This window comes from Gimesia aquarii (assembly GCF_007748195.1).
Classification (GTDB): Bacteria; Planctomycetota; Planctomycetia; order Planctomycetales; family Planctomycetaceae; genus Gimesia; species Gimesia aquarii.
Map to the genome: position 1 here is coordinate 739,869 of NZ_CP037920.1, position 21,638 is coordinate 761,506.

Here is a 21,638-nt window from a genome sequence, read left to right on the forward strand (position 1 = left end):
AGCAATGAATTTCAAGTAACTTTCTCGTTCCAATTGTTAGAGGCCATTATGGGAACCAAAGTCATCTGGCTGGGACATGCCACTTATCAAATTGAAACTGCTGGTAAAACGATTTTGCTGGACCCCTTTCTGACCGGCAATCCAAGCGCCACGATCTCAGCAGATAGCTTATCAGCAGAGGCCATTATTGTAAGCCACGGCCACGGCGATCATGTTGGTGATACTGTCGAGATTGCGAAGCGGACAAGTGCTCTTGTGATTGCTAACTTTGAAATCGCAGAGTGGATGCAAAAACAAGGTGTGGAAAATGTGCATCCCCAGCATATTGGTGGAGCGCATCAATACGATTTTGGAACGATTAAACTTACGATTGCACACCACGGCTCCATGTTACCGGATGGGAGTAATGGTGGCAGCCCTTGCGGAGTTTTATTGAAATTAGCAGAGGGGACAATTTACTTCGCTGCTGACACTGGCTTATTTTATGATATGACTTTGATTGGTGAGGAAGGTGTAGATCTGGCGATCTTACCCATAGGTGATAATTTTACAATGGGACCGGAGGACTCAGTAAAGGCAACCAAATTCATTGCCCCAAAACGAGTGACACCAATGCATTATAACACGTGGCCACTCATTGAACAGGATGCAGTGGCATGGGCCGAGCAGATAAAAGCGCAGACAACAGCAGAACCGGTTGTATTAGAGCCGGGGGAATCTTTCGAATTATGAGAGTTCACTGAGCTTCAGCCTCTTCTGGAGGAAGCTCTAGTCCCACTTGTATTTCATCTCCTTCAATACGAACAGGATATGTGGGAACTTGAAGCTTGGATTTAGGATTATCAAGCCACGTTCCGTCTTTGATACAAAATCGCCATGCATGCCAGGGACAAGTTACGGCTCCCTCTTCGTCGACGTACCCTGTAGAAAGTGGGGCTCCCTGGTGAGGACAAAAGTCATTTATAGCAGTGTAGTTCCCTTCTTTTAGGAAAACAGCAATCATCTGTCCTTCCAAGTGAAAGGCGCGGCCTTCACCTTCAGGAATATCTTTGATTTTGGCAATCGAATAATATGTGGTCACAAAAACAATTCCAGTTATTTAATGAGTCAACGTCCAGGCTGGGCCGCTTGGCGAATTTTCGATAGTTTACGGATCAGGCTACCCATTTGGTGACGTGTGATAGATTTTGAATTCGAAAGTTTAGCAGCTTTCATTAACAAGGCTTTGACTTTTTGCGGATCTTGTTTGAGACGTCTTGCGATTGGATCAATCACGCGGTGCTCTTCTCCGCGAAAGTGCCTGAGATGTAGCTCCGTAAAGAGTTGCTTGACATACGCACGAAATAATGCATGTGCGTTACCATTTTTAAAGTGTAAATTTCCTACATTATCAGTATGCGAGACAATGTTATGTCGTGCAAGAATGTGAGATGAAAGAAAAGGACCAAAACGGATACTGTGCCACCATCCATACAGCAGCAGTGCTATCAATATTTGTATAGTTAAAGGTCGAAAAGTAGGATTGATCAATAAAGCCACGACTTTTGAAGTTCCTGAAGCATTCAGAGATTCATCGACGACTACATAATCAAGCATCCCCGCTGATTCGATCAGTCGAAAGGCAGCAACGCTTCCGCCATCAATCATAGACTGATTGGAAAAAATATCTGAGGACGCAGCTACAACGATGTCGCCAAACCCGTGTTTCAGTCGAACTGCTTGTTTGGTCTCTCCTAATGAAATCAGTGTCTGGCCTGATTTAGAATTCACTTGGGCATTCGTTTCCCAGATAATCGATTTCGCATCGGGAAATACCGTAGTTGCTTTACCAGCCAGAAGACTATGCTTGTCATCGAAAGAGAAAGTAATTCGGCTTTCCTTATTCTTCTGTTTTTCAACATAATCTAAAGGAATATTTTCGCGTTCTGTTTCATCAAGATAACTTACACTGATTTCCAATGGATTGATTTCAAACTCTGGGTGTTTATCACTTGCTGAGATGATTAGCCGCCCTCCTTCATTGACCCAGTCAAGTAAGATAGACCATTCTAAAGGACTGGGATATCTGGCTGGCCCCAAAATGCAGAGCGTGTCATTATAATCCAGAGACTGATTCAGCATTGATAATGGAACACGATTGCGTTCCGTATAGTTGGTTTCGTATTCCAACAACAGAAAAAACGCTTTTTTCCCACTGCCTGATGAACTATATGTATCATCCATTGCTCCTGTGCCGAATTCCGGAAACCAGAAATGGAGACTAAGTAGGGTGCAAAGGAAGAGCAGCCAGATCCAGCCGACGTTCCTGCGTTCACGCTTTTTTCTGGAAGGCTGCTTCATAACTGTTTAAAGTACTTTCAAAATGTTCTTTGGTGGCTTCTCGTCGCCCAAACCCTAAAGGCTCATATGTACGAATTATTTTGCGAAATGAATCACCGGGTAAGCCGTGAGGTCGCGCCGCTCGAAGGTAATCTCGATAAGTCAATCCTTTACGGAAACGAATCCACCCTGATCGTTCAATGAAACTCATTGAGCCGTATAACAATTGTACGATGGCATTGTGGTAATCACCGGATTTGGCGAATTTTTTTGCTCGTTGTAGATAGATGGACGCTTCATTTTCTGCAGGCGAAACAATCTGTTCTATAATCATTTCACCTTGTAATTGTGCTCTTTTTGGCTCATCACTCTTTTTTCGTGCGTAATCGATTCCTTTAAAGGATCGATAGAGCAAATACAAAATCAAACAGCAGATAGAAAAGATAAACGCATAAGATAGAATCAATAGAAATAGTCCTCCGAAGGCAAAGAAGAAGGGTTCGGCCGCATTAGCTTCTTGTTCCTGGGACTCTTTTAAAAATTCTTCCCAATCAAAGGGTAAATCAGAAGCTGTTTCACGTTGTTGGGTTAGATGGCGAAATTCGGGCCGACTGAGGATTTGTCTCGTATCTTGTTCGATGATTGTTCGGTCAGGCGATAAAGCTTTGGAATAGTCGTTCTCAATCGTCTGAGAAAATATTGTGGTTGCATCTAATAGAAAGCAAGTTATTAAAACAAAACTTAATACAAAACTCCTTACTGGTTCATAATTCCACGGGAGGTAATAAATCATAATAATGCCTCTCCCTTTTTGAGGTTCTGAGAAACTTCTGCCATACGTAATTCCATATCCCAGCAGTCACGATGAACCCGCAGATCTATGTATGTGAAGAACCAGGCTAGACGACCAATCGGATAAACGAGCAGGATGAATCCTGTCAATACAGCTAAAACTCGTGGATCGGATGTCATCAATAGCAGAATATTGGATAAGGATTGATCGATTGCTTCAATATCAAATAAATATGGGATTTTCCCCATGACGATTGGAAATTCTAATAATTTATAAGATAGATAATCGAACGTAACAAAAAAAATCAAAGTCAGGACGTAGCAGAAAAAGAACGACCAGAGACCACGAAAAAAAAGTGCCCCAAAATCATGTGAGATCAGATTTTTCGTTCGATGATCATGTGAAGTTCCTGACTGTGAAGCAATCCCGGCATAACGGAGTGAAGATTGTTCTGCACGAAAACTGCTTCGTAGTGTCAACCAGATTCCAGGAATAAAAATGTATATAAAACCTACTAAAATCAATATGTTATCAGAGAAAAATATCAAAGCGGGGCCGATAAAAATAATCGCTCGGTCAAACAGACAGCGGAAGATTAAGGAGATCAATTGTGGGTTAAATTGATTCCTCAAAGCACGAAAGCCTTGTTGATTTCCAAAAGTATATAAAGCAGTATTCCAGGTGAGAATCACACCCAACGGTGAAGTTGCGAAGTAGGCAACTGTAATAGCAGTGCTAAGATTGACCAGAAAATAGTAGCTGAGAAGATAGACTAACGTGCAAGCAGGTATGGCAAACAAAGCCCAAATTTTTAAAAGAGGGATTAGAAAACGTCCATAAAACATAATTGCCAGATCCAAACATTTGACTGCCTTACGGGGAACGAGAGCAATATTGACATGATCAAATCTCATGAATGCGGTCCCCTGTTGAAACCAACTTCACTGGATTTACTTCGTTCCCTTTTTTTAACTGGTAATGGAGTTATATCTGCCTGTCGTCCTGCAAATCCCAGGTAAATGAAAACAATTATCCAAAGGCCGCTACCAACTACATATTTGACAAGGTTAGATATTCCAGAAGGAGACCAGAACGCTTCAATCAAGGCAGCCACAACCAGCATGACGGCAGCTCCTCCTGCGATTTGAACCGCCTCGAGTCCACGGACTTGTAATGACTGAAAACGCGTTCTTTGACCAGGATGAATGAGGGCGTCACCCAAAATCAATCCCGCTCCTCCGGCAACGGCTATCGCCGTCAATTCAAATGAGCCATGTGAGATGACGAAACTCAAAAATCGCTCTCCATTTCCCTGGCTGACAATATAACCTGAAACAGCTCCCAGAAAGATGCCATTGAATAACAAGGTGTAGATCGTCCCAACTCCCAGTAGAATCCCCAGTGCAAAACACTGTAGCGCAATTCCTACATTATGATTAATATAAAACCCCGCCATCGATGCCCTTTGATCTCCGAATGTGGATTCCTCAGATAGAAAACTGTCTTTCTCATCTGTTCTATCTGTTGTTTTTTCCTCTTCATTATTTAAGGGACTCTCTTCACCATACATCAGATCGAAGTTAGCCATCATCTCTTCTGGAATGATGCGAGTTGCCAGGCTGGGATTATTCTGCACAACATACCAACTGATACCGAGGGGTAAAAAAAACAAGAGGCATGCAGTAAGAAAGTAACCAATATTGGCTCGAAAGAGGCGAGGAAAACCAACAGCGAGATAATGGAATACACCTGCTAAATTTGCAGGTGGTGCACCATAAAACAGGTTATGTCCACGGGCTACCAGATCGTTCAAGTAGGAAGTTAAATCATGTCCCCAGCCACGAGAACGAATCGTGGCCAAGTCATTGGAGACTTCTCGTAACAGTTGAGAATATTTCGAAATTTCTTCTGCAGGTAGTTTGGTAAACGATTCCCTCCGTATACTCATCAGAAATTCTTCAAATTGTTTCCAATGTGGTTGGCGCTGTTGAATAAATTTGTGTTTATCCAAGACTCACCTCCCTATTTCGAATTCGACTTTGGTTAGAAACCGTGAATTCATCTTCTTCCTGATGATTGGAAAGACTAAATGTTTGATAAACTGAAGCAAGAAATGCCATGGGGTATTGTTCCACTTTTTGAGAATCGCCAGAATATTTTAATCGTTCTGCCAAACTTTTAGCTAAAATACCGGCCAATGCGTGCCCACGTTCGTAAGTGAGCACATGTCGGCGTCCCATAAATTCATCAATGAGGGAGAGGACTTCATCCCGTGGTACAAAACTACCGATGTCATTTTTATTCAGTGGTTGAATTTTCTTGAGTATCACTGGCTTTCTAGGCAGCTTCAACGAACGTTCCTGGATCACTACAGTTCCCGCTACAAGGTCACCAAGTCTTTGAAAGCGTCTTGTCAGCAGCATGGATGTGATGCCGATACCATAGAAAATAATTGCGTCTGCACTACGCGCGAGGTTGCGCAACAATGCCGGCCAGAAAGTTATAGGATATCCACCATCGCGAATTACACGTAAACCACAAATATGCTTACCAATAGATTGTCCTTTGAAGAAGCCTTCCGAAATAGTGTAGTAGCCCCAGGTATTTAAAAACATGATAACCAGGAAGATCCCAATGGCTGTCCCCGGTAACACTATGCCAATCATGTTTATAACCATCATCGCTCCGAACAAAATTGCTAAGCGAATTGCCAGATCGATCATATAGGCGATGTATCGTTGAGCAGGACCAGCAAGTTGATATGTCAGAACAACATTCTCAGGTGTTTCAATTTTCATTTCCAAGCTGAGAACTTCACGCTGAGCTGTAAAATTCTGCTGAGGAAAATTAGCTGAAGTGGGGACCGTTTCGTCGCTGGTTATTGTAGAAATCATGAAACGCTAATGTTTGAGCATACAGGGATGTTTAAGTTCACAAAGTACTGACATTTATACTGCTTATTATAGACCAACTGTCGTTTTCGTATCTATACTCACATATTTTTTTACTGAAATCTCGATTTCATCGTTTTCTGACGACCGCTTAACTGGCTATAATTATTAAGTACCCGCCGGCAAATCAATGAAGTATCGTTCAGATCAATAGCCACTATCGCTCACATGATGTATTTGTATGGCAAGTTCTGTATGTTCCTGAAATTCGATGATACTTTTTACGATACCAAACAGAATTAGTTGAGAGTAAGGATGAACTGATGCGAATTAATCGACGAATATTGAACATTACCAGCCTGTGTGCCTTTATTCTGACAAGTCTCTTTTCAATTGCTTCTGCTGAAGAACCAGCTAAAGATGAGATCAACTTGCAAAAGTTGAAAAAAACACAGATGAAGGGGATCAATTTTCTGAAGAACAGTCAATTAGAGGACGGACTGTGGACGACAGAAACTGTGCCTGGAATAAGTGCATTAGTAACAACTGCATTATTAGAAAGTGGAGTCCCAGCAAGTGATCCTGTTGTTGCTAAAGCACTCAGTCGTTTAGAGGGTTTTATAAAGAAGGATGGCGGCATCTATTATGCGAAAAGTAATCATCGAAATTACGAAACCTGTATTTCAATCATGGCATTTAGTGCTGCTAATCAGAACGGGCGTTACAATACAATCATTAAAAACGCAGAAAAGTTTTTGCGCGGGTTACAATGGGATGAAGGAGAAGGAATAGAATCTTCGGATACTGCCTTTGGTGGTGCTGGTTATGGAAGTCATCAGCGACCTGACCTTTCAAATACACAATACCTCATTGAAGCATTACGAAAAGCGGGTGTCAAATCGGATGACCCTGCAATCCAGAAGGCTTTAGTTTTTGTTTCACGCACACAAAATTTGGAATCGGAACATAATACAACTCCTTTTTCATCCAAAGTGAATGATGGAGGTTTCTATTACACTCCTGCTGCCGGTGGAACTTCACAAGCAGGCAAGACACCCGATGGAGGTCTGCGGTCTTATGGTAGTATGACATACGCTGGTCTTAAAAGCATGATCTACGCCGGTGTGGATAAAGATGATAAAAGGGTCAAGGCAGCAAAAGAGTGGATTCGTCGTCACTATTCTCTGAAAGAAAATCCGGGCATGGGGCAGATGGGTCTTTATTATTACTTTCATACTTTTGCCAAAGCTTTAGACACAATGCAGGTCAATCTATTTAAGGATGCGGAAGGCCATGTCCATAATTGGCGCGCAGAATTGATTACTCGGTTAGAGAAACTCCAGCAGCCAAATGGGAGTTGGACCAACAAGACAGAACGTTGGTACGAGGCTGACCCCAATCTGGCAACCGCTTATGCTTTACTGGCACTGGCATATTGCCAACCCACTAAATAAGAATTCAATGACGCTTTGTTAGGTGTGGAAAGGGGGGATCTCCACGAGGTTCGTTCCATCAATCATTCCGACCACATATTGAGAGACTCGATTGATGATTTCATCAATCATAATTTGACCCGCTTCAGCTGTAGCCTCTAAAGGCTCTTGATCTTCTTGATCACGCATGGCATCCTGACGCACATTTTCTGGAAATGCCGCAAGAGCAAATGCTGTTTCAAATTCCTGCGCATGCCCTGGAAAGCGTTTTGTTTTTAGATTTGTTGTCGCCACTTCTTCAGGTAACAGGTTCCAATACGATTCAAAATGTAGATTGATCTCAAGTCGTTGTTGAAATTGCCCCCACATACCTAAACAGGGGGCAATATTTCCACCATGACCGTTCAGAACAAGAATGTGATTGAACCCTGCTTGATGCATACTGCGAATGGTATCAAATAAGACGCTGAGCCAACTACCAGGAAGTGCAGACAGTGTGCCAGGATGTCGCATGTGGTGCTCGCTGATACCAATATTCATTGAAGGTGCTACAATGACGTGCGGCGAAAGTTTATTGGCAACTTCGGTTGCGATGAGCATGACACTCCTCCAATCATGTTCCATTGCCAGGTGTTCCAAATGTTGTTCCGTTGCTGCGACAGGAATAATACATGCCTTCAATTCACCCGATTGCATCCGTTCACGAAATTCTCGCCTGGTATGTTTGTGGAGAAGAATTTCCGAGTTATGATCATTTGATTCAGACATGCATTTCGTTCCTGAAGTTTGTTTTGAGGTTGTAACTAATAATGAAAGCAATCAGAGCATTCTAATGATATTTAACGAACGGCTAATAGAAGTCAACGTTCCAGCATCTTTTCCATTACATGATATCCTGGTAGCTTAAATCCGAGTTCTTGATATGTCGATTGCGCACGTCCGTTCTCTTTTTCAACATAAAGTCGTAGACCTACAACATCTGAATTTGATTGGGCCAGATTTTCGATATGCTGAGACAGCCTCTGAAAAACTCCTTGTCTTCGATAATCGGGATGTACGTATACACTTTGGAACCACCAAAACTCACCGTTCCTCCAATCGCTCCATTCGCGAGTGTACATGACCTGACCTATTACGTTTGATTGATAACGGGCAACATAGTATTGACAGCCGCGTGTATTACTGAGTGATTCAACAACACCAGCTCTGACTAACTTTTGATCCAGGGATTTGGACTCTGTCTCCTGGGCTAAACGAATGTTAAATTCGGTAATAATGTCACAGTCTTCCAACGTTGCTTGATCGATTTGGATATCGAGCATGAAAGAGCCCTTCAAGAAAAAAAATAGAATTCAAACTTCAATCTAACAGTTCAGAGCTTCCATTGTCTTTGCCATGGAATAAGTTGTGTAAAATTTTTGTAAACGATCACTTGAGGGAAATGTATGTAGGCAAAGCAATTTTTTTTGATTTTTGGGTTTTTAGTGAAGAATGGAGAAACTTTCAAAGTGAATATGGCGATATTAGGTAAAACAGCATAAATGGTTTTGCAAGGATGCATGGTCAAAATTTTTAGGAAGCGCCATTTTTACGTCCGAGTTAAATCATGACGCTGGGAGATAGAGCCTTGAGAAGTTCAGGGGAACGACAATATCGATTAGATACCAATGCGCGTTTATCAACGATGCATACTAATTGGACCAAGATGTTCATTGGTGTGACTGCTGGCGTATTGAGCATGTATTTCATGGTAGCTCGGCCGATGTTGAATCAGATCGGTCAACTGCAGGCAGAATTAGTTATTGTACAAAATGATATGGACAAACTGGTTGGAGCAAAGACCAGTGCCTGGCAGGTCAATAATCTGTTGTCGGTCTTAAATTCGCAGGCCCAACAAATCACAAACGCCCAAGCTACTGTAGCAGAAATTCGAGATTTGCGAGTGTTACTCGATGAAGAGTCTGAGCAGACAGATCAGGCTTTGGCTTCTTTTCAGAAGATCGATGATTTTCAGAAACAAGTGATTCAACAAAAAGATTTAACTTCAAAAGCCCGCTTGACTCTGGATGAAATGCTGGCGATGCAGGACCAGCTGGCTTCTCAAAAAACGCAAACTGCAGTCACGCTTTCTACGTTAGAAGAAATGATCAAGCTTCAAAAAATGGCGTTAGATCAATCTTCCAGGATTAAAGACGCACAGGTTGCCTTTGGTGAGTTTATTGAATTCAAAAAGCAGATTGTTGATCAGTCTGGGAAGTTGGAAGTTGCTCGTGAAAACAGTCAGAAAATGATTGCTCTGCAAGATAGTATGGTGGCTCAGTCAGAATCACTTACTGCTGCAGAAAAAAGTGCCCGACAACTTGTATCACTACAAAAAGTTCTGACTAATGACGAATTAAAGATTACAGAGGCTGATACGAATTTGCAGTCGCTGATGGCAATTCAGACTAAGCTACTGGCAGAGACAGGACGCGTTGTTGATGCTATTGAGACGTTAGAAGTGCTTTCGGATTTACAAGATCGACTGAAAGAGCAAGTTGCATCCATGAACGGTATGAGGCGTGAACTGCTTGACATTGTTCTGATGGAGAGCACTGTCGCAAAAGCGACTCGAATCCTGGAACCATTGGTAGAGTTAGGCAATCTGAGTCGGTTGAGTGATGCAGAAGTTCGAGAAGCAGCCCGTGTGATCATGGATCAGCGAGATACTCGGATGGGTAAACTTTCCTCACCAAAGTATCGCCGAACTCATCACGGTCCAGTACCTTCACGGACATCACAACTGACCTCAGATGAGAACACTTCATTAGAAGTAGAAGATAGCAGCAGCGGTGTTGAAGATAAGCTCGTTCCTACACCACCTGCTGATGAAGAGTAAAGAGAAAACAGTCTCCTGGGCTGAAAGTGGCTTGAATTAAAACAAGGCATGGGTGTTCCATGCCTTGTTTTAATTTGGTGAAGAACTATGTGAAAGAAGCTGTAATTACTGTTCTTTTTTCTCAGGCTTTACTTCTGGTTTTCCTGCTTTTTCTTTTGATTTCTCAGCTGGCTTTGGTGCCGTAGCAGGTTTTTCCTTTTCAGGTTTTGATTTTGGCTCGGTAGTCTTGTAGGTAATTGTCCCCGATACCGGAACTGAAGCAACCTGAAAGACATCTTTGGAAAGTTCCCCTTGGACGAAAACGACTAAGTGGAGTTTTTCCAAAGCCAAAGGGGCACCGGTGAAGTTTGCTCCTGATTTTTCTTCAAAGGCTGATAGATAATCTGTGAGACGGCCTTTGAAATCATTCAGTGGCAACGTTTTATTCAGAGATAATTTACCATCAACGGCGGGAAAGCCATTTGGCTCGCTTAACATTGATCGCACAATCATATCATGCACATTGATTCCGTTAGGGGCTTGAAATTGCAGTTCGTCTTCGGCGAGTACCGCGACGAGGCGCAGTGGCTCTTTGATTTTCTCTGTCCCAGACACATTTGCTTTTAATTCTAGATTGTCATCTTTGGCAATTGCAGACAGATCGATTTTGACATTGGTATTTTCTGAAAGAGTCGGGATTAGTGCTTCCAGAATTTGTTTATAAGATGAATCAACCTGCTCAACTCCACCAGCGACACCGGAGATGGGCTGACCATTCAAATTCGTCGATGGTGTTCCACGGTGATTATAAAGAATGAATCGCGCTTCAGAGTCAGTATTCGTAAGCGGGTCTGGAGCAGGAATATGTTGATGATATCTTAAGACAATGACTTTGGAGTCTGGGAAAGATGCTTCAATCACACCTGTTGCCAAGTCGGCGGCAACACAGGGAGGACAGGATGCCCCTGTAAACAACTCAATTAGCGAGACGCGATTCCCCTTCTTTAAATCAACTTCTTTAGCTTCTTTAGAAACAAAGCTTTGAAGAAAACGTTTGAATGACTTTGTGAGATATTCATCAAGGCCATCTGTCGAACCATGTTTCTCTTTCCAGAGTGTCGTGAGTGTATCCATAGGATGTTCATATTTGACAGCCTCAGGATTTTGTTTTGAGACAGCAATGAGTTGTTGTTCCCGACCTGTCAGAGGAGAACCTGCTAAAACTCCGAGGTAATCAATCGCCTTATCAATGCTACCGTGTGATTTCTCGTAGGTCACGAGTTCTGTTAAAAGTTGACGATTGTTAGGATGTTCTTTCAATTCGTCCTGAAGTAGTTTTCCAGCTGCCTGAATCTGTTCGGGTTTATCAGACTTTAATCCAGCACGTGCTCTGGCTAAGGCCATTTCTAATTTCCAGCCACTAAGTGGCGCTACCCCGTCTTTGATCAATTTGTCTGCCTGATCCAAATACTTTACAGCCAGATCAGAGTCGGAATCACTCCTCGCCAACATAGAACCAACACTGATTAAAGAATTCGCTTCCTGTCGTGTCCCCCAAAGTTTCGCCGTTTCCAGATAACGACTGATAATTTCTTCAATCGTTTTTTTATCTTTCTTCTGGCTGAGGGCGATCGCCATTAATGTGGGATAGGCATCCATGATCAGCGGAACGGACTTCATTTTGAGAGTGAACTCGTTCAGTTGTTTAAATGGATCGGGAGATTGCATTGCCTGCATTAATTCCTGTGAACCAGGTGAAGGCATTGGGCCTTTAATTTTGCTAAAATCCGTTTCCATAGTTGGCAATAAGAGTGCGGGTATGCAGTTTTCATTGTTAAAGGAAATATTTCCCAGGATCACACCCTGGTCCAATTGTAGTTTTCCTTGAAAACTCAATCGGAGAAATTCTTTTCCATCGTTTAACAGGCTCTCGTTAAATTCCACTGTAGTATCACTGACTTTAGATGACACGATTTTTGCTGGTGCGACATCTGCTCCTTTAGCAAGAATTTTGACTGCTTGTGCTTCGGTTTTTTCTTTGGATTGGTTTTTATCTTCGTTCGTAGTCGCATTTAGAGTAATCTTATAAAGGTACAATGGCATCATCTGCTCACGCTGTGGTAGCATTAAAACCCAGTTGCCTTGAACCGTTTTGGGAAGCTCCGGAATTTTGGGTTTTTCGTTTTCCTTTTCAGAAGGTCCTTCGGTTTCTGCTGACGAAGATGCGGGATCACCTGTGGTTTTTTGAGCGGTTTGCTCGGTTGACGAGGATGGTTGATTGTCACTGCTTGGTTCTGAGCCTTTCTGCTGGCAGCCGACAGTGATAATCAGCAAGCAGAGTATTAGGCTAACTCGAGAAATCGAAAGCATTTTTGTCCTCAAAAAAATTTAAGTGAAATTTATTCGAAAGTAGTTCTTATCCTGGTTTTATACGAATTCAGTACAAATGTTGATGGATATTAAATAAAAAAGGTCAATCTTCTCAAAATTGGACAGTGATTGACTTATTCCTGTATTTGTAGACAGGTATTTGTTGTTAGATTCGTGGAGTGTTTCTTTAGTTGATTTCTCCCCATTTATACTCTGCATAATACAGATTTTTTTACACGCTACCGAGTTCCTGCTTTAGATCTGTCAATTGTTGGCTTAACACTTGAACGGATTCTGTCAACATTTCAATCTGTTGTTTCATGGATTGATTCTCAGTCTGGAGTTGTTCAATCATTTGTAGCAAGCTACTCTCGTCACTCGAAGAAGTATTTACGGCAGGCTGATTGTGGGGGCCGCTTTCGTCTTTAGCCGATTCACTTTCGAGTGAAGATTCAAACCCCAGTTTTTTGCTTTCACTTTCTTTATACCAGTTGTGATCAACCTCGATGCCACGCCGTTCGATGCTTCCATTAGATTGTACATAGTTTTGGTCAAGAAGGCTCTTAAATTCTGCTCGCAGTTGATCTAAAGATTCAATTGGTACCATTCGACTGGCTCGACCGCGGAGTTCGCCCATCGTTTGACGGCCGCGCAACCACAGTTCTGTTAATATCGCCAGTTGAGGTTCTGTAAAATTGAATCGATGGCGCATGTAATGCCTGTAACGTTCAGTGCGACCACTTTCTGAGTGAACAACAGCCACAATGCCGGTTTCACGAAGTGTCTCCAGCGTTTCAAAGACTTGTGATTCGCTGTAATGTGAGATTGGATCCCTATTACTTTTTTGATTGCAACCTGTTGTGATTGCCTTTAATGTAAGAGGGTATTGATCGGGAGTGGTAAATGCTTTCTCTAGTAAAACACCTAGCACGCGGCGTTGTGGTTTTGAAAGTTCTGTGATTTTCAGGAGTTCTTTTTCTCCTTGAGTTGTATCATTCATCTTAATTTCTATTTTCTTTGTTGAGTAGAATGCTTAAGTCTGGGAAAGAGATTTTAATATCCACGATGAAGTATCGATTTTGTCGCTTCCAAACTACCCTGAGCTACCTTTGTGAGAAAATCAAAGTCGAGAGTGTCCACAGTGTCCGTAGGTTGATGATAATGTGGATTCCGCAAAAAACTGGTGTCGGTGATCATCAGAGCTGGGTAACCAGCGTCCCAGAATGGACTGTGGTCACTCAAACGAGTTGCTTGCAGCATTTCACCATTTTGAGGAACTTGTAGTGTCTCTACGGGTAACTCTACCACCTTTTCCAAGCCATGCTGGAATGCGGCAATCAGTGCTGCTGAGTTTTGGTTTCCAACGACAGCGATGAAATCTCCGGTGTCCGGGTAAAGCCCTACCAGTTCTCTGGGTAATGTCTGACTTCCTGGCGTAGAATCACAATATCCCAGCATTTCCAGAGAAACCATGCCTCGTAAATCGGTTTGTCTTTGTTGATGCAGACTGGCATGTTCTGCGCCACCCAGCATTCCATTTTCTTCTAAGTCAAACGCAACCAGTTCAACACTCCATTTGCAGGAAAGCTCTTCAAATAAAGGCAATAGTCTCCCTAGTTCTAACAAGGTCGCGACCGCGCTGGTATTGTCGTCTGCTCCGGGAGATTCAGGTCGCGTATCAAGATGAGCGCCAATACAAAACTGTGGTTTATTTTGCGAACTGAGTCGAGGATGCCGTGCAATCAGATTTTGCCCTTCAAGTGTCTTCAGCATAGAGTCCTGAGCTTGAAAGTGATGACGTTCGACTTTCCATCCTGATGTTTCAAGTTCCTGAGTCACATATTGACGAGCTGATTCCAGTTCTGTACTTTCAGCAGGTCGTATGGATCTACAGAGCAGTTCACAGTGCTCTTTCAATCGACTTTGTTGTACGTCCTTCATTGTGGCTTTCGATCCCTTGAACTGCCAGAATAAAAGTGGGTTTGTTTTCGAGTCACTACTAAATCACTGAGACAATTCGAACTGTTGAAACGACTCTGTTATGAATTTTGTGATGTTTTATCTCCAGCAGATTCTACAACGAATTTGAAATCTTTGTCACTGCGTAGAGAATCAAAGTCAGATTCTTCTTCAATTAATTTTATCAGTTTTGGTTCCATTCGTAATGAACGGCCCAGCCAGGAAAGGGCATTGGTTTTGTCACCGGCTAACGCAAAATAGCAGGACAAATTGTAAAGCACGACGGCTTCATCAGAGTGGTTTTGATAAGCCTCTTCCATGATCGAGATAGCCAGAGGTAATTGATCAGTCCTTTTATGACACCAGGCCATTCCCATCAGAGTCGTCAGGTTTTCAGGGGATTTTTCATAGGCGCGCTGATATGCATCTAGTGCTTCTTTATACCGCTTAGCGAGTTGCTGAGCCTGGCCCAGCAGACAATAGTATTTTTCTGAATCTTTTTCAGTAGAGCCAATACGGGAAAGCTCTCGCAAAGCTTGTTCGGGCATCTCAAGCAGTAGATAACCTTCTGCGGCATTAAAATGTCGTTTTTGTCGCGAAGCAGGCAGTAGTACCATTTGAAAACCCGTTGATAAACAGAAAAGCTTTGCCGCCTATTTTAATAGATCTGGCAAAGACTTTTCTATTCATCATGGAACCTTATTTTTGTCGTTCATCAAATTAGGTTGCGATGGCTGTGAGCCAGGCTCTATAACCGCCTACGAGATCGACGACGTTTTCAAAACCCTGCTTTTCGAGTAGACTGGCGGCAATCGAAGAGCGATAACCACCCTGGCAATGGACTACAACGGTTTCATCACGGGGAATTTCATTAAATCGTTCCTGTAGTTGATTTAATGGGATATTGATACTGTTTGAGATGTGTCCCGATTCCCACTCTGATTGAGAGCGAATATCAATGACTGTGATTTTTTCGTCCCACTCATGCAACGCTTGCGCAGAAATTCGCTTTGTTTGCGAGACCAGTTCAGGGTGTTCGTTGAGGCTGTTCAAGCCATCTTTTAGAAAGCCTTTGATCTGGTCAAAGCCAATCCGACCCAGTCGCATCATTGCTTCTTCGATCTGTTCCTCATCTTCAGCAATCACCAAAATCGGTAATTGTTTTCTAAGGACAGTTCCTGCCCAAGTCGCATAGCGGCCATCCAGTCCAATGTTGATCGTACCTTTGAGATGTGCTCCCGCAAATTCCGTGGCATCTCTGACATCGATAACTTGAACACTGTTGTTTAGCATTTCCAGGGTTTCATCCAGTGAAAACGCGTGCCATGCAGCACTGATTGATTCATTGAGTGTTTGTCTGTCTTTTCGATTCAGGATAGCATCATGTACAAAATAATGAGGAGCTTCGGGGAGGTCGGCAGTGACCATTTCAACGAAAGCTTGTTTACTCATTGGCTGTAGTGCGTAGTTGTACTTTCGCTGTTCTCCCAATGTGGTAACGGACTCACTGCTTAACTGTTTGCCACACATCGAACCAGCGCCATGTGCCGGATAGACCAGTGTTTCGTCTGGAAGTTTCAGGATTTTTTCATGCAACGAATCGTAAAGCATGCTGGCCAATTCCTCTGCCGTGACTCCAATTGATGCTAATAGATCAGGTCGGCCTACATCTCCCAAAAACAAAGTATCTCCGGTAAGCACCATTTCCGGCTGATCCGGATTTTCATTCAGATTATATACTAAAATAGAGATCCCTTCAGGAGTATGCCCGGGTGTTTCCAGGATGGATAATTTCACCGACCCCAGAATAAGTTCGTCTCCTTCTGACAGTGGGTGAAAACGGAATTCGGCGTCTGCTTTGTTTCCCAGATGAATTTGGGCACCGACTGCTTCTCGTAATTCAATATGACCTGAGATGAAGTCGGCATGGAAGTGAGTCAAGATGACGTGTTCAATCTGAAATCCATGCTCCTTCGCATCGTTCAGGTAGACCTCGATATCTCGTTGTGGATCAATCACTACAGCTTTTCCTGTTTGTTTATCAGCAATCAGATAGGACGCAAGTGATAAACAATCCAGATAATAGCGTTGAAAATACATCGCTAACTCCCTTACTTTTTGATTTTCATACGTGGCATTGTTTTTGTTTATTGTCGGAAACCTGATTCCAAGGCATTTTCGCAAGCAACATCGCCATGCCACAGGTATCTGTGATACCGGCAAACATTAATCCGGCACCTACAAAAGCGGAAAGGCAACTGAACCAGGGATTGACGAACATTCCTAACAACGCTCCTGTGAGAACCAGAAAGCCAGCGGCAATTCGGACTTGCCTTTCCAGTGAAATGGTTTTTTTTCCACGGTTCACCGGCAGTCCCAATTGATCCCAGGCACTGGTACCCCCTTCGACACTGACTACATTCGTAATGCCAGCTTCAATCAATTTCTGGCATGCTCGTGTGGAGCGGTTTCCACTTTGACAAATTACATAGACAGGCTCTGCACCATTTCCGTTTTGCCGTTCTTGAATGTGCTTTACGTCCAGTTTATCAAGCGGAATATTCACGGCGATGGGTGCATGGATTTCCCGAAATTCTGCTGGCGTACGGACGTCAATTAATTTAACGCCTTGCTCCTCATGGATTTTTGCTAACTCTTTTGGTTTGATCGTTTTGACATCTGACATTTTTGCACCTCGCTATATCGCTATTTTACGATATATGTCTTAAAAAAATACTAATTCTGAAAAAAACGTCCTTCGATACAATCCATTATTTTATTCAAATGTGGTTCTGCAACTTGATAATAGACGCTTCTTCCTTCTCGCTCACTGACAAAGAACCCACAGCGTTGCATCAATCTTAAATGCTCTGAAGCGACATTACTGGGAATGCCACAATCTTCCGCAAGCTCACCAACTGTATAACGACCCCGTAAAAGCAATTGAACAATGCGAATACGAGCCGGATGTGCCAGAACTTTGAGGCATTCAGCAGCCTCTTCCAGCGCTTGTCCGTTATACTCTGGGGTTTCTTTTAATTTCATATTTTTAACTCCTCGTATATATCATATCGTGATGTCACGATATGTCAACTCAATTTGTTTTCATTTTTTCAACATAAAATCTAATCGGGAATTTATTGTTTCGACATTGAATATTCATAAATGTCTGCCAAAATTATAACTTAACGCACTAAACTGGGTTTATGTTTGACAGGGATATTATTGATGAAAAAAAAGCCTTTATTTCCGACAGAGTCGCTGGGAAGACGTGCTTTTCTAAAAAATGGTGCTTTGATTCTGGCAGGGCTTTCATCAAACACAATTGGATTGCTATCAACCCGGGCAGTTGAAGTCAGTCAAAGAGGTGCCGTACGAATTGGTTTGGTAACCGATCTTCACTATGCTGATAAACCGGCGGCCGGCACTCGTCACTATCGAGAAACCATTGCCAAGCTAAATGAGGTCATTGCGCGATTTAAGACGGAGCGACCTGAATTTGTCGTCTTCCACGGAGATCTGATCGATTCAGGAAAGTCGTTGGAGCAGGAAAAGGGACACTTGCAGACGGTGGTCAAAGCCATCTCTGCAATACCTTTTCCTAAGCATTACGTTCTGGGTAACCACTGTGTTGACCTTTTAAAGAAAGTAGAATTTCTGGAAGGAGTAGGGCAGAAAGCTTCATATTATTCTTTTGACCAGAATGGCTTTCATTTTGTGGTGTTGGACTCTTGTTTTAAAAGTGATGGTACTCCTTACGGTCGTCGAAATTTTAAATGGACCGATGCTAATATCCCGGAACCAGAGTTGGAGTGGCTGCGTGCTGATTTAAAGCAAACGAAACATCCCACAATTGTGTTTGCGCATCAACCGCTTGACCTGAAAGATTCTGATGCGCATGCCGTCAAAAATTCGTCAGTTGTACGAAAAATTCTGGAAGAGTCGGACAAGGTTGCGGCCGTGTTTCAAGGTCATAGCCACCACAATAAATATTCAGAAATCGGTGGCATTCACTACTGTACGATGGTTGCAATGGTAGAAGGGTCTGGCCTGCAAAATAATGGCTATAGCACATTGGATCTTTTCGAAGATGGTTCTCTCGTTCTGAATGGATTCAGAAAGCAGCAGGACTATCGCTGGACTTGAAATAATAGCCGGTTGATCTAATAAGATGAATCACTCTTTCTTGCAGTTGATAAGCGGGGCTGTATAAGATGTATTCTTACTTAATGTCCAAAGTCAGACCGACTCGATGAGGAGCCACTTATGACCCGCTTTGTCAAATTGATCTTATGTTCCCTTTTATTGCTTTGTGTTTTACTCACGAGTACCTCCAACACTGAAGCAGCTTCAAAACAGTTGCCTAATATTGTTTTCATAATCGCCGATGATTTAGGCTATAAAGAGTTAGGTTGTTACGGGCAAAAATGGATTCAAACACCAAACATAGACAAGATTGCAAAGAACGGGATTCGGTTTACCCAGTTCTACTCAGGAAATGCTGTTTGCGCGCCTTCGCGCTGCAATCTACTGACGGGAAAACATCCCGGACATGCTTACATTCGCGATAATCGCAATCCCAAGCACCTGCAACATATGAAGGAAAAAGAGGGCTGGGAATTTCCCGGCCAATATCCGATTCCTGATGCGGAAGTGACGATTGCAGAAATGTTAAAGCAGAAGAATTATGCCACGGGAGCGATGGGCAAGTGGGGGCTGGGGCACTTCGGAACAACGGGAGATCCCAATCGACAGGGATTTGATCTGTTTTATGGATTCAATTGTCAGGTGCATGCTCACAATCATTATCCGAAATTTCTGTGGCGCAATAACACGAAAGAAACATTGCCCGGTAATGATCGAACATTATACGGCGATACCCATTCACAAGATAAGTTTGTAGAAAACGGATTGGCTTTTATCCGAGAGCATCAAGATCAGCCGTTCTTTTTGTATCTTCCTTTTGCGATACCACATTTGTCAATTCAAACTACTGAAGCATCATTGGCCAAATATCGAGGGAAAATTCCAGAAGAAGAATACAAACATCGTGGTTACATCAAACATCCCCACCCACGGGCTGGTTATGCTGGCATGATTACTCAAATGGATGATGGTGTCGGTCAGATTATGGCTTTATTGAAAGAACTGAAACTGGAAGATAACACAATTGTCTTTTTTACTTCTGATAATGGCCCCACCTATAACCGTCTGGGAGGCTCCGATTCCAAATTTTTTGAATCCGCTGGACCTTACCGTGGATTTAAAGGAAGCTTATATGAAGGAGGAATTCGCGTTCCTTTGGTTGTACAGTGGCCAGGGCACATTCAACCGGGAGAAGTCACCGATCATCTATCAGCATTTTGGGATGTGATGCCAACACTCGCTGATTTGACAGGCACAAAAGCACCAGCGGACATTGATGGAATCAGTTTCCTGCCCACATTATTAGGCAAAGAACAGCAGCAGAAACAGCATGAATATCTCTATTGGGAGTTTCCGTCCTATACGGGGCAACAAGCCGTTCATATGGGAGACTGGAAAGGCGTTCGTCAGAAGCTGATGAGAAAAAAGAACCCGCAAATGAAGATAGAGCTTTACAATCTCAAGGATGATCCTGGTGAAAAGCATAATGTTGCCGATCAACATCCGGAAGTTGTGGCCCGTATCAAAGAAATTATGAAAACAGGTCGTAGTCCTTCGGAAATGTTTCCATTCCCCGCGTTGGATCAGCAGTAACGAAAGACTTTTATAAGTGCTGGTTTCAAATCTAGCAGTCTATTTCGAGATTTCTTTCAACCAGCAGAACACAGTGTCACCGATTTGAAGATATCCATTGGTAGCAGGGTGAACGGCATTGTATTGGCGTAAAACTTTTTCAGAGTTATGTGCGTTCCGAGATTCATTTCTGGCTGGATAATTATGTGCGCAGTCCAGATTCAAATTGGTAGGCACCAAATAAACTTGCTGGTCTTGTTTGTTTTGGTAACGTTTTGATATTTGTTCTACTACATATTGCTGATTTCGTTTGTATTGCCAGCGAGTTTGACGACGACCATTTGTTGTACCAAACGCATTTTGAGTCGCTGCCGGCGGTACTGGTAGCATGAGGCCAATTTTTGTTTGATTACTGTAACTCTGAATCATCTTCACCAGAATATCCAGATTTGTGAGCATCGTGTCTGTTTTCTCTTTGATTGTCTCATCTGTAGCAGAATAGACATCATTTGGGCCAAGAAAGATGGTGACCAAGTCCGGAGCTTTTCCGTCGTTAAATTCTTTACAGTAGCGTGGAAAATCAAGTTTGGGTTTGCCACTTTCATCTGCATACAAAAAAGGGCTTCCCCGTTCCCGATAATTTCCAGTTCTTGCTGTTTCTTTGAAATGAGTTGCAAAGCGAACGGCAGTCCAGCCACCATAGCCTTCGTGTTTGACCTCGGGATCATTTTTCGGGTTATGAGAGCCGACAAACTTGAGGGAAGGTCCTTGGAATTTTTTACTCAGTTCGAGTACATGTTTGGGATAAATTGAATTATGTGTCAAACTATCACCAATCATGAGTAAGCTTACAGGTTTTTCTTTTCCCGCACTCTGTGGAACCACACGAAGTTTCGATTTTTGTGAGGCGATGATCTGATTATTCTGGTCAAGAATATTCAACTCGAAAGCATAATCACCAACTTCCTTTTCCACTGGGGTGTACGTCCAACGATCATCTTGTAAATGTCCTCTGTTGCAGTGCACATCAAAAACATAATTCGCGGGATTAACGACAAGACAGACATTATCAAAATACACATTCGTTTCAATGCCAGGGACAGCATAGATGATGGGTGGAAGAATTAACCTCAGTGAGTTGTTTGGTTCAGACTTGGCTTCGGTTTTTGTCGTTTCTCCTCCAAGCGAAGTAACGTTGTAAGTGAAGAAGATTAGATTGAAGAGCAGAATCAATTGCAGTGCAAATTTCATGCTGGTTCCTATAAGAATATGATATTTCGGAAGTATGAATCATTCAG

The 21,638-nt window shown here is 42.7% G+C and carries 21 protein-coding genes; 5 read left to right on the plus strand and 16 right to left on the minus strand.

Annotated features, from left to right (window positions below; translation table 11 throughout):
- Positions 1 to 48: 48 nt before the first annotated feature.
- The gene (locus tag V144x_RS03060; RefSeq protein ID WP_144981203.1) at positions 49 to 732 is read left to right on the plus strand and encodes a metal-dependent hydrolase; all 684 of its coding nucleotides are present in this window, start codon (positions 49 to 51) and stop codon (positions 730 to 732) included.
- A gap of 4 nt (positions 733 to 736) precedes the next feature.
- Here V144x_RS03060 and V144x_RS03065 read toward each other — a convergent pair whose 3' ends face one another.
- Genes V144x_RS03065 through V144x_RS03090 form a run of 6 tightly spaced genes read right to left on the minus strand, consistent with a single transcriptional unit; the run spans position 737 to position 6,006 of the window.
- Positions 737 to 1,081 (minus strand): Rieske (2Fe-2S) protein, encoded by a 345-nt coding sequence (locus V144x_RS03065; RefSeq protein WP_144981206.1) that lies wholly within the window; start codon positions 1,079 to 1,081, stop codon positions 737 to 739.
- A gap of 26 nt (positions 1,082 to 1,107) precedes the next feature.
- The gene (locus V144x_RS03070; protein WP_144981210.1) at positions 1,108 to 2,340 is read right to left on the minus strand and encodes a DUF4350 domain-containing protein; all 1,233 of its coding nucleotides are present in this window, start codon (positions 2,338 to 2,340) and stop codon (positions 1,108 to 1,110) included.
- Positions 2,312 to 3,112 carry a DUF4129 domain-containing protein gene (locus tag V144x_RS03075; protein ID WP_144981213.1) on the minus strand — a complete coding sequence of 267 codons (801 nt, stop codon included), beginning with the start codon at positions 3,110 to 3,112 and terminating at the stop codon, positions 2,312 to 2,314. Before V144x_RS03075 ends, V144x_RS03070 begins: the two co-directional genes overlap by 29 nt.
- Complete coding sequence (locus tag V144x_RS03080; RefSeq protein WP_144981216.1) at positions 3,109 to 4,026, minus strand: hypothetical protein; 918 nt, start codon at positions 4,024 to 4,026, stop codon at positions 3,109 to 3,111. Before V144x_RS03080 ends, V144x_RS03075 begins: the two co-directional genes overlap by 4 nt.
- Entirely contained in the window at positions 4,023 to 5,123 is a 1,101-nt protein-coding gene (locus V144x_RS03085; protein ID WP_144981219.1) for a stage II sporulation protein M, read from the minus strand. Before V144x_RS03085 ends, V144x_RS03080 begins: the two co-directional genes overlap by 4 nt.
- A complete protein-coding gene (locus V144x_RS03090) occupies positions 5,116 to 6,006 on the minus strand; it encodes an RDD family protein (protein ID WP_144981222.1) in 891 nt (296 codons plus the stop codon). The genes V144x_RS03085 and V144x_RS03090 overlap by 8 nt, the downstream gene beginning before the upstream one ends.
- 320 nt (positions 6,007 to 6,326) lie before the next feature.
- On the opposite strand from V144x_RS03090, the gene V144x_RS03095 reads away from it, so the two are divergent.
- Complete coding sequence (locus V144x_RS03095; protein WP_232102697.1) at positions 6,327 to 7,457, plus strand: prenyltransferase/squalene oxidase repeat-containing protein; 1,131 nt, start codon at positions 6,327 to 6,329, stop codon at positions 7,455 to 7,457.
- An 18-nt stretch (positions 7,458 to 7,475) separates the two neighbouring features.
- On the opposite strand, the gene V144x_RS03100 is transcribed toward V144x_RS03095, so the two are convergent.
- Positions 7,476 to 8,204, minus strand: a complete 729-nt coding sequence (locus V144x_RS03100) for a creatininase family protein (RefSeq protein ID WP_144981225.1) — start codon at positions 8,202 to 8,204, stop codon at positions 7,476 to 7,478.
- A 92-nt stretch (positions 8,205 to 8,296) separates the two neighbouring features.
- Positions 8,297 to 8,758, minus strand: a complete 462-nt coding sequence (locus tag V144x_RS03105) for a GNAT family N-acetyltransferase (protein ID WP_144981228.1) — start codon at positions 8,756 to 8,758, stop codon at positions 8,297 to 8,299.
- 305 nt (positions 8,759 to 9,063) lie between these two features.
- On the opposite strand from V144x_RS03105, the gene V144x_RS03110 reads away from it, so the two are divergent.
- Positions 9,064 to 10,314, plus strand: coding sequence for a hypothetical protein (locus V144x_RS03110; protein WP_144981231.1), 1,251 nt, complete (start codon positions 9,064 to 9,066; stop codon positions 10,312 to 10,314).
- A gap of 105 nt (positions 10,315 to 10,419) precedes the next feature.
- On the opposite strand, the gene V144x_RS03115 is transcribed toward V144x_RS03110, so the two are convergent.
- From V144x_RS03115 to V144x_RS03145, 7 genes are all read right to left on the minus strand, one after another.
- Positions 10,420 to 12,663: a hypothetical protein gene (locus V144x_RS03115; RefSeq protein ID WP_144981234.1), complete on the minus strand. Its 2,244-nt coding sequence runs from the start codon at positions 12,661 to 12,663 to the stop codon at positions 10,420 to 10,422.
- Positions 12,664 to 12,895: 232 nt separating this feature from the next.
- On the minus strand, positions 12,896 to 13,663 hold the full coding sequence (locus V144x_RS03120; protein ID WP_144981237.1) for a DUF480 domain-containing protein: 768 nt from the start codon (positions 13,661 to 13,663) through the stop codon (positions 12,896 to 12,898).
- A gap of 53 nt (positions 13,664 to 13,716) precedes the next feature.
- On the minus strand, positions 13,717 to 14,604 hold the full coding sequence (locus V144x_RS03125; RefSeq protein WP_144981240.1) for a M28 family peptidase: 888 nt from the start codon (positions 14,602 to 14,604) through the stop codon (positions 13,717 to 13,719).
- 98 nt (positions 14,605 to 14,702) lie between these two features.
- Positions 14,703 to 15,239: a tetratricopeptide repeat protein gene (locus tag V144x_RS03130; RefSeq protein WP_144981243.1), complete on the minus strand. Its 537-nt coding sequence runs from the start codon at positions 15,237 to 15,239 to the stop codon at positions 14,703 to 14,705.
- Positions 15,240 to 15,342: 103 nt separating this feature from the next.
- A complete protein-coding gene (locus V144x_RS03135; protein WP_144981246.1) occupies positions 15,343 to 16,722 on the minus strand; it encodes an MBL fold metallo-hydrolase in 1,380 nt (459 codons plus the stop codon).
- Between the two features lie 25 nt (positions 16,723 to 16,747).
- Positions 16,748 to 17,308, minus strand: coding sequence for a rhodanese-like domain-containing protein (locus V144x_RS03140; RefSeq protein ID WP_144981249.1), 561 nt, complete (start codon positions 17,306 to 17,308; stop codon positions 16,748 to 16,750).
- A gap of 50 nt (positions 17,309 to 17,358) precedes the next feature.
- Entirely contained in the window at positions 17,359 to 17,667 is a 309-nt protein-coding gene (locus V144x_RS03145; protein ID WP_144981252.1) for an ArsR/SmtB family transcription factor, read from the minus strand.
- Between the two features lie 183 nt (positions 17,668 to 17,850).
- On the opposite strand from V144x_RS03145, the gene V144x_RS03150 reads away from it, so the two are divergent.
- Together V144x_RS03150 and V144x_RS03155 are read left to right on the plus strand one after the other, a co-directional pair.
- Positions 17,851 to 18,768, plus strand: a complete 918-nt coding sequence (locus V144x_RS03150; protein WP_144981255.1) for a metallophosphoesterase family protein — start codon at positions 17,851 to 17,853, stop codon at positions 18,766 to 18,768.
- 120 nt (positions 18,769 to 18,888) lie between these two features.
- Positions 18,889 to 20,361, plus strand: a complete 1,473-nt coding sequence (locus V144x_RS03155) for an arylsulfatase (protein WP_144981258.1) — start codon at positions 18,889 to 18,891, stop codon at positions 20,359 to 20,361.
- Between the two features lie 39 nt (positions 20,362 to 20,400).
- Here the strand turns inward: V144x_RS03155 and V144x_RS03160 are convergent, their stop codons facing one another.
- Positions 20,401 to 21,591: an SGNH/GDSL hydrolase family protein gene (locus V144x_RS03160; protein WP_144981261.1), complete on the minus strand. Its 1,191-nt coding sequence runs from the start codon at positions 21,589 to 21,591 to the stop codon at positions 20,401 to 20,403.
- Positions 21,592 to 21,638 lie beyond the last annotated feature (47 nt).